Here is a 7,041-nt window from a genome sequence, read left to right on the forward strand (position 1 = left end):
GCACGCCTCAAACCTCGTATCAGAGCGTAACAATTTGAACTTACCAGCTGCACGGTGGACTGCGTGGCACTCACGGCAACGGTGTGTTGAGGTGAGGTAACCACCATGTGGACCCGAGGTAAAGCGAATCTTTGGCAAGCTCACGGGCATATCATAGCCGAAGGCTCCGGGAACCGTCAAAGAGAGGGTCACGGTATCACCACTGCTATCCCTTTGCACTACGTCGGCGCCAGAGTCGGTATAATCCTGAGCATCGTTGTAGTTATATCCATCGATACCCATTGTATACGGGCTATTCCAGGTGCCGTACGGGTGCGTGCTGGCTGCATCGCCGTCGCTATTGGTCCAGGGACTGTAAGCAGTGCTGCTGTCCACGCCATCCTCGCGGTAATTCCAATTCTTACCGTTTGCGCTGAAGGTAAGTGTGCTACCGTTACCATCACTCCAGGTGCCTGGCGTAGGACTAGTCTCAAGGATATACTGGTTGGCAGTAATATTACCCTTCGCGGTATAGCTGCTGGTCGTGTACGCTCCATTACCATCGGAACTATTGTTCTGAATGGCGAGAGCAACGCCGCTTCCTGCTGTTAGAACAAGGCCTGTAGTCATAAAAACTACAAAACTTTTTTTCATCTAATTCACCCCCTTTCTTAAGCAATTTATAATAAACCGCCCATAAAGGGGCATGGAAAATAGCATGAGTTGTTTTGACTTAAAGCTAGTCAAGATACGGATACTCCTTGGTTTGTCGTAACGTTCTACTAACAAATAAACCCAATAACAAAAGCGACCACTCGATTATCTGCGAAAAATCATTTGTTGCTTCGTATAAACTGTGAAAATAACTATGGCATCGCTTAATCGCTCAGCCGCCTTGCAACAAAAACCAAGGAAGATATGCGGAGTTTAGCCCACATCCTTCTTTATGTATGTCTATCTATGTTGATGGTCGAGTACATGCACCTATATATGCTAGCTTGCACAAACAAGCGCACTAAAGAAGGACATGCGTATGAAGCTAAACCTTTGGGCAGGTGTTTATCAATATGGAGCAGATTATACTAGTGCCATTGTAGGCTGTCAAGCGGTTATGCGGCCATTGATCGGAAAAAGGGGTTATGATATAAGGCCGGTGGTCGGATCGACCGGTCGGCCAATAGGCGCAAAGGCGGTTTACAGGCCGCGCTTTTCGCCGCTCTCAGACCGCGACACCACAAGCATGCCCGAGGCGACAAGAAGGTTGAGCCCCGCAGCGACAAAGGTGGTCCCCTTGACCCCGATTACGGGGATGAGCAAGAACCCCGCAAGAAGCGATCCCCCGATAGAGCCGACCGTGTTAATGGAATACACGTTGCCGACATCAAGCCCCAAGCCCTCAAGAGACGTCGCTTTGATCTTGGTAACCACCGGAAACGTTGCCCCCATAAAGGTGGTCGGGATAAGCATGATAAAGAATGAGAGCAAGAGCTGAAAGACGAAGAAGAGCGCAAAGCTTGGTTTTAGCGTGTTATACACAAAGAAGTAGAGCGTCGGCAGCACCTGGATCAGGGGAATCGTTAAAAGCCCGAAGACCCCGATCCCAAGCTCGAGCGATCCAAAAAGAGCGAGAAGGTTCTTGGCCCTGTCCGCCCACCTGCCCCCTAGAAACGAGCCGAGCGAGAGCCCGCTCATAAATGCGGTGAGCATCATAGAGACCGCATAGACGGTGGAGCCAAAGACCAAAGAAAGCTCCCGTGTCCAGATAACCTCATAGATCAAGGCCGCCATGCCGGAGAACGCAAAGGCATAGACCGCGATGCGTTTGCCCCAGGCGTCCCTTTCGGCGCTGCCGGCCTGGGCCCGGGCAGAGGGGGGCGTCGTTGCCCGCTTATTCGTTACAGTGGATTTTGCCACGTTGCTTTTTACACCTCTTTTACACTCATTGCTTTGCTGCACAGCCATGTGAAACTTTTCTTGCAGCTCTATTCTAGCAGCTTGTTTTACAGAGTGCCAGGTGTTGGCTTGTGCATGAAACTCAAGCTTAGAGAAGATAGAAACGATACATAAAGGAAGTTTGAACAGCCCTACTACATAGTTGATCGACCTTGAACCAGCAGAACGGCGGTTATCGTGAGCGGATATATGGATGCATACAGCGTAAAAAGTCTTCTCTACAGCGCGATCTTCGTGATGCTCGTAACCGTTATCATCCTATTTATCGCCTTAGTCGTTCATAAGATCCACGTGGAGGTAAGGGATGCTCATCTTATCAAGCTGAAAGAATACTATTCCAAAGAACTTCAGAAAAAACTTTCACGACGTAAATCTAATCTGGCGGTGCCTGCGCGGAAGATAGAGTTTGATGCCCTGACACAAGTTTTGATTCAGATGCTTACAGATGGTTCTATCTCAGCCGACCATGCGAAATGTCTTCGGGGTTACGCGCGCAAGCTTGGTGTTACGGCATTTTATCAGAGGATGGCGGAATCGCGCTCGTGGGTAAAGCGTTCCATCGCTATAGAGAGGTTAGGCCTTCTTGGGTTGTCCGAGATGAAACCCCTCTTTTACACTATCCTTAACGAAGAAAAAGACATCGGTGTTCTCTCTAAGGCTGTCTGGGCGTTGAGCTTTGTTGCCGATGAGAACGATTTGAACACCATTTATACCATGCTTAATAGGCCCTTTTTCATGTCGGCCAAGTTCAGCGAGTATATTTATTCGAATATTCTCACGTCGTTCGCCCAGCAGGGCGCGCAAGACCTATTTATCGATTACTTAAAGCGTATAAAAGACGACTCGAACTTCTCCGACGCACTCAAGCGTGCCATTATTGAAGCCTGTGGGGTACGAAAGGTTGTTTCCGCCAAGCAAACAATCCAGGATTATTTTGCTACCTTCAGTTCGGCACCTAATATGAAGATAACTTGTTTGCGCGCCCTCGGGGAGCTTGGTGGAGATGAAATACTTACAGTTTTTAAGCTGGGGCTCAACGATGAGGACTGGCGAGTGCGGGCCGTGGCGGCAAAAGGCGCTTCTTCCTGTCCGCAGAGCTTTATCATTAAGGATTTGCGAGACGCGTTGCATGATGAAAACTATCACGTAAGGATAAACGCAGCGCTCTCGATAGCCCAGTTTGGCGACAAGGGGTACAGGCTACTTAAGCGAGCGGCAAACAGCGACGATCGGTTCGTCCGCGATGTATCCAACTATGTGCTCAAGGAATCGAGTTACCGTGTTTGATATGCTGCTTGCTTTTATGTCCTGGTATCAGTTTATAATTCTTGCTTACTTTATCCTCATCAACGGGACATGCTCGTTTTTTACCCTGGTGTCGCTTAAGGACATCAGGCGCTACTCGTCGACTGTGACGGCTCAAAATATAAAAAACATTATCTCGGGCTCATTTTATCGGCCGCTTTCCATCGTGGTTCCCGCATATAACGAGCAGGAGACGATGGTGTCGAGCCTGAAATCGTTGCTCGGACTTCATTTCCCTGAGTTTGAGGTTATCGTTGTTAACGATGGTTCGACGGACGCTACCCTTGAGGAACTACAGGAGCACTTCAGGCTTGTTAAAATCGATAGGCCCATCGCGGTGAAGCTTGATCACCATCCGCTCCGCGGCATCTATATATCGCTAGACTACCCGCATCTTTTAGTGCTGGATAAGGAGAACGGCGGCAAAGCCGATGCCCTCAACGCGGGGATCAACGCATCAAGATTTCCGCTCTTTTGTTGTGTGGATGCGGACTCTCTTCTGGACAACGATGCCCTTTTAAAAGCCGTACGGCCCTTTATCGAGGACAGGGAAGTCATCGCAACCGGAGGTATCGTGCGGGTGGTAAACGGCTGCACGGTCGAAGATGGTACTGTTACCTCGGTAAGAGCACCGAAAAAAGCCATTGAATGCTTCCAGGCGGTCGAATATGCAAGAACCTTTTTGTCGGGACGCACGGCGTGGAATTCCTTTGATAGCCTGCTTATCATCTCAGGGGCGTTCAGCATTTTTCGCAAAGATCTGCTCATGGCGGTAAACGGCTATCGGCATACGGTCGGCGAAGATATGGATCTAGTCTTACGACTACACAAACACTGCCGGGACCATAAGATTCGCTACAAGATCATCTTTGTGCCCGATCCGGTATGCTGGACGCAAGTCCCGTCCGACTTTAACTCGCTTACAAAGCAGCGAAATCGCTGGCAACGGGGATTAATCGAGAGCCTGTGGTTTAACCGGAAAATGTTTTTAAACCCGAAGTACGGCACGGTCGGCTTGTTCGGTTATCCCTACTTCATCTTTGTAGAGGCCCTGGCGCCTATCGTCGAGTTTCTCGGTTATTTTTTCTTTATCGTGTTTTACCTGACCGGTTACCTAGATCTCGATTTTGCGTTGCTATTCTTCCTGCTCGCGATTCTGTGGGGGGCCTGGATAAACTTGGGCTCGATTCTTCTTGATAACCTCATCTATATGCGCTACCAACGACTTACCGATATCCTTAAGCTCTGTCTCTTTGGCCTCATCGAGTTTATCGGGCCGCGCCAGCTTATTCTTACCGAGCGTCTGCTCGCCACGTTCCAGTTTTGGAAAAAGGGTTGGGGTAAGCCGAAACGGCAGGCTCTCTCAAGTAAATCCGCAGAAGAGACTGAAGGCAGGCAACCGAGAGAGGTCGCTTAATCACTTCATCGATCTCACCCATGCCTCTCAAGCCTATCTCATCAATTGCTATAGCTGCGCTTTAGCGCTTATAATATTAAAGACAAGTAAGCTTATGGCCAAACCTCACCCGCGGCGCTACATTTTGAAGGAGGATCTAAATGAGCAAGGAGAACTACCTTCGTGTTCCGATCACAATGCCTGAAGAGATGTTTGCTTACCTCGAGTCGGTAAGTATAAAATCAAAAGTTTCAGGTGGCAGGAAACTTGCCAACACGGCTATTGTAAGAGCGAGTATAATGGCTATGATGGATTTAGACATCGACGTGAACGGCGTAAGAGATGAAGACGAACTCAAAGAAAGAATAATTAAAGCGCAAACTAATCACAAAAAAAAGTAGTATGTTATGTAAATAAGAGTATGATTATATGACATAAGCTTGTTTTAGGTTGCCCCACCTAACGCTTAGTGAATACACAAACGACAGTGTTGGAGTGAATCATGCGTAATTGTTGGGAAATCAAAGGGTGTCCTGCAAGTCACTACATCAGGTGCTCGGCTTACAACCAGAAGGTTGATTGTTGGCAACTGGCGGATGGGTGTGTCTGCGCTTCTTTTAACGGATGCGAAGAGTGCATGATCTATAAAGAGCACCTTAGCGAAAAAACTACAGAGAGCGATTAACGCCTAGAGCGCCGTTCCACGTATTCGAAACCCTATATGGAGGTTACTGGTTGCTGGCAATAGAGGTAGTAACGGATCTGGAACGCTTTAGAAACCTGAAAGATGATTGGAACACGCTCGCAGCCGCTGCGGGCTCATCCATATTTCAGACCTGGGAATGGTCATGGTACTGGTGGAAATCAAACAGCAGGGGAAAAAAGCTCTCGCTGCTGGTTGTGCGGGATGCCGGCACGATTGTCGGCATCGCCCCTATCTATTTATCGTCCACCCAATATGGCTTGCCGCTTAAGGTCGCGGCGTTTATCGGGACGAATGGAACCGATTATCTGGACCTCATAGCCGACAGCGACGTACCGGATGCCGCTGTCGCGCTTTATGATGCTCTTTTTGATGCATCGGAGTGGGATGCAATCGATCTTCATCAGCTTTCGAGCGACCGCAGCACCGCTCGCGAGGTGGTGGAGAAAGCTAAGGCCCGTGGGTGCTCCTGTACTGACGTTATTCAGGATCACAGCTTTAGTGTTGAGCTTCCAGGGAGCTGGGAGGAGTACCTTGCGACCTTAAGCAAGAAGTTCCGCTGGAACGTGCAGTATTATGCCAGGCGCCTGGCACGCGATCATGATATGCTCATCAGGCTGAGCGGCCCCGAGACCGTCAGGGAAGATATGGAGCTTTTCTTCAAGCTCCATCAGAAACGCTTTCTAGCCAAGAAAAAACCCGGGGCGTACCTTAATCCCAAGTTTAGAAAATTTCATATTGAGCTAGCCGCTGCTCTATGTGAGAGCGGATGGCTGCGCCTCTACGTTATGCAGATCGACGGCCTGCCGGTGGCAACCCTCTATGGGTTTGTGCTCGGCGATACGTTCTATTATTACCTCGGGGGATTCGAGCCGGAATGGGCGGCGATGAGCGTTTCGACGGTATTGATCGGCCGGGCGATAGAGGACTCGATTGCTGCTGGAATCAGGAAATTCGATTTCTTGCGGGGGCAGGAGCCCTATAAGCAAAAATGGTTAGCGCAGGAATCATCCAACCATAGGGTGATCATAAGCCGGACGGGTAAACGGGCGGGGCTCATGCAGAAGCTTCTCACTGTTGAGAACGATTTGACCAGACGGGTCAAGGATAAAATGGAGTAGAGGCCGAGACGTGCCCGGCCTCTCTTTTTAGTTCCAAACCACAATATCCCTGCCGGCTTTTTTAGCTTCGAAGAGCGCCTCATCGGCAAGGCTCACCAACTCGTCCATTGTTCCGGCATCCTTGGGATAGGTCGATACGCCTATGCTTACCGTAACCCCTGTTTTCAACTCATCGTGAACCTGTGCTGTGTGCCTGGTCTCGAGCTTTATAGCCCGCCTCAGGCGCTCGGCAACCTTACGGGCTTGCTTCTTTGATGTCTCGGGTAGTATGATGGCAAACTCGTCCAACCCGTGCCGTGCCGGTATATCGACCGTACGGATGGTATGTTCCACGATCCGCGATACCTCCGCAAGCAAGACATCGCCGGCCAGGTTACCAAATTCATTCGTATACCGTTGAAACCCGTCGATATCGATCATGATGAGCGAAAACGAGTGGCGATATCTGCGCGAGCGCTTCAGCTCATCACTGAGCGTTTCCTTAAACGCCTCGTAATTGAGAAAATCCGTGAGCTTGTCGCGGCGCGCAAGGTGCTTCAGTTCCATCGCATAGATGTTTACATAGCTGTCGATGATCGTTGAGG

At 49.7% G+C, this 7,041-nt stretch carries 6 protein-coding genes and 1 pseudogene; 4 read left to right on the forward strand and 3 right to left on the reverse strand.

Features of this window, described 5'->3' with window-relative positions:
- Both ACYC56_RS10730 and ACYC56_RS10735 read right to left on the reverse strand, forming a co-directional pair.
- A pseudogene (locus ACYC56_RS10730) lies at positions 1 to 633 on the reverse strand (hypothetical protein); the annotation flags it as partial.
- A gap of 540 nt (positions 634 to 1,173) precedes the next feature.
- A complete protein-coding gene (locus tag ACYC56_RS10735) occupies positions 1,174 to 1,893 on the reverse strand; it encodes a fused MFS/spermidine synthase (protein WP_461374173.1) in 720 nt (239 codons plus the stop codon).
- 216 nt (positions 1,894 to 2,109) lie between these two features.
- On the opposite strand from ACYC56_RS10735, the gene ACYC56_RS10740 reads away from it, so the two are divergent.
- The 4 genes from ACYC56_RS10740 (at position 2,110) to ACYC56_RS10755 (ending at position 6,457) form a co-directional block, all read left to right on the forward strand.
- Positions 2,110 to 3,219 carry a HEAT repeat domain-containing protein gene (locus ACYC56_RS10740; protein WP_461374174.1) on the forward strand — a complete coding sequence of 370 codons (1,110 nt, stop codon included), beginning with the start codon at positions 2,110 to 2,112 and terminating at the stop codon, positions 3,217 to 3,219.
- Position 3,220: 1 nt separating this feature from the next.
- On the forward strand, positions 3,221 to 4,654 hold the full coding sequence (locus tag ACYC56_RS10745) for a glycosyltransferase family 2 protein (protein ID WP_461374175.1): 1,434 nt from the start codon (positions 3,221 to 3,223) through the stop codon (positions 4,652 to 4,654).
- A 140-nt stretch (positions 4,655 to 4,794) separates the two neighbouring features.
- Entirely contained in the window at positions 4,795 to 5,034 is a 240-nt protein-coding gene (locus ACYC56_RS10750) for a hypothetical protein (protein WP_461374176.1), read from the forward strand.
- A gap of 334 nt (positions 5,035 to 5,368) precedes the next feature.
- Positions 5,369 to 6,457, forward strand: coding sequence for a GNAT family N-acetyltransferase (locus ACYC56_RS10755; protein ID WP_461374177.1), 1,089 nt, complete (start codon positions 5,369 to 5,371; stop codon positions 6,455 to 6,457).
- 27 nt (positions 6,458 to 6,484) lie between these two features.
- Here the strand turns inward: ACYC56_RS10755 and ACYC56_RS10760 are convergent.
- Positions 6,485 to 7,041: GGDEF domain-containing protein (locus tag ACYC56_RS10760; RefSeq protein ID WP_461374178.1), on the reverse strand; the 557-nt coding region annotated here is incomplete at its 5' end.

It is taken from the genome of Candidatus Aquicultor sp., assembly GCF_054640775.1.

What these genes read in the sequence shown, in the direction of transcription:
- ACYC56_RS10745 (WP_461374175.1), top strand. Translation starts at nt 3,221, where the DNA reads ATGCTGCTTGCTTTTATGTCCTGGTATCAGTTTATAATTCTTGCTTAC.
- ACYC56_RS10750 (WP_461374176.1), top strand. Translation starts at nt 4,795, where the DNA reads ATGAGCAAGGAGAACTACCTTCGTGTTCCGATCACAATGCCTGAAGAG.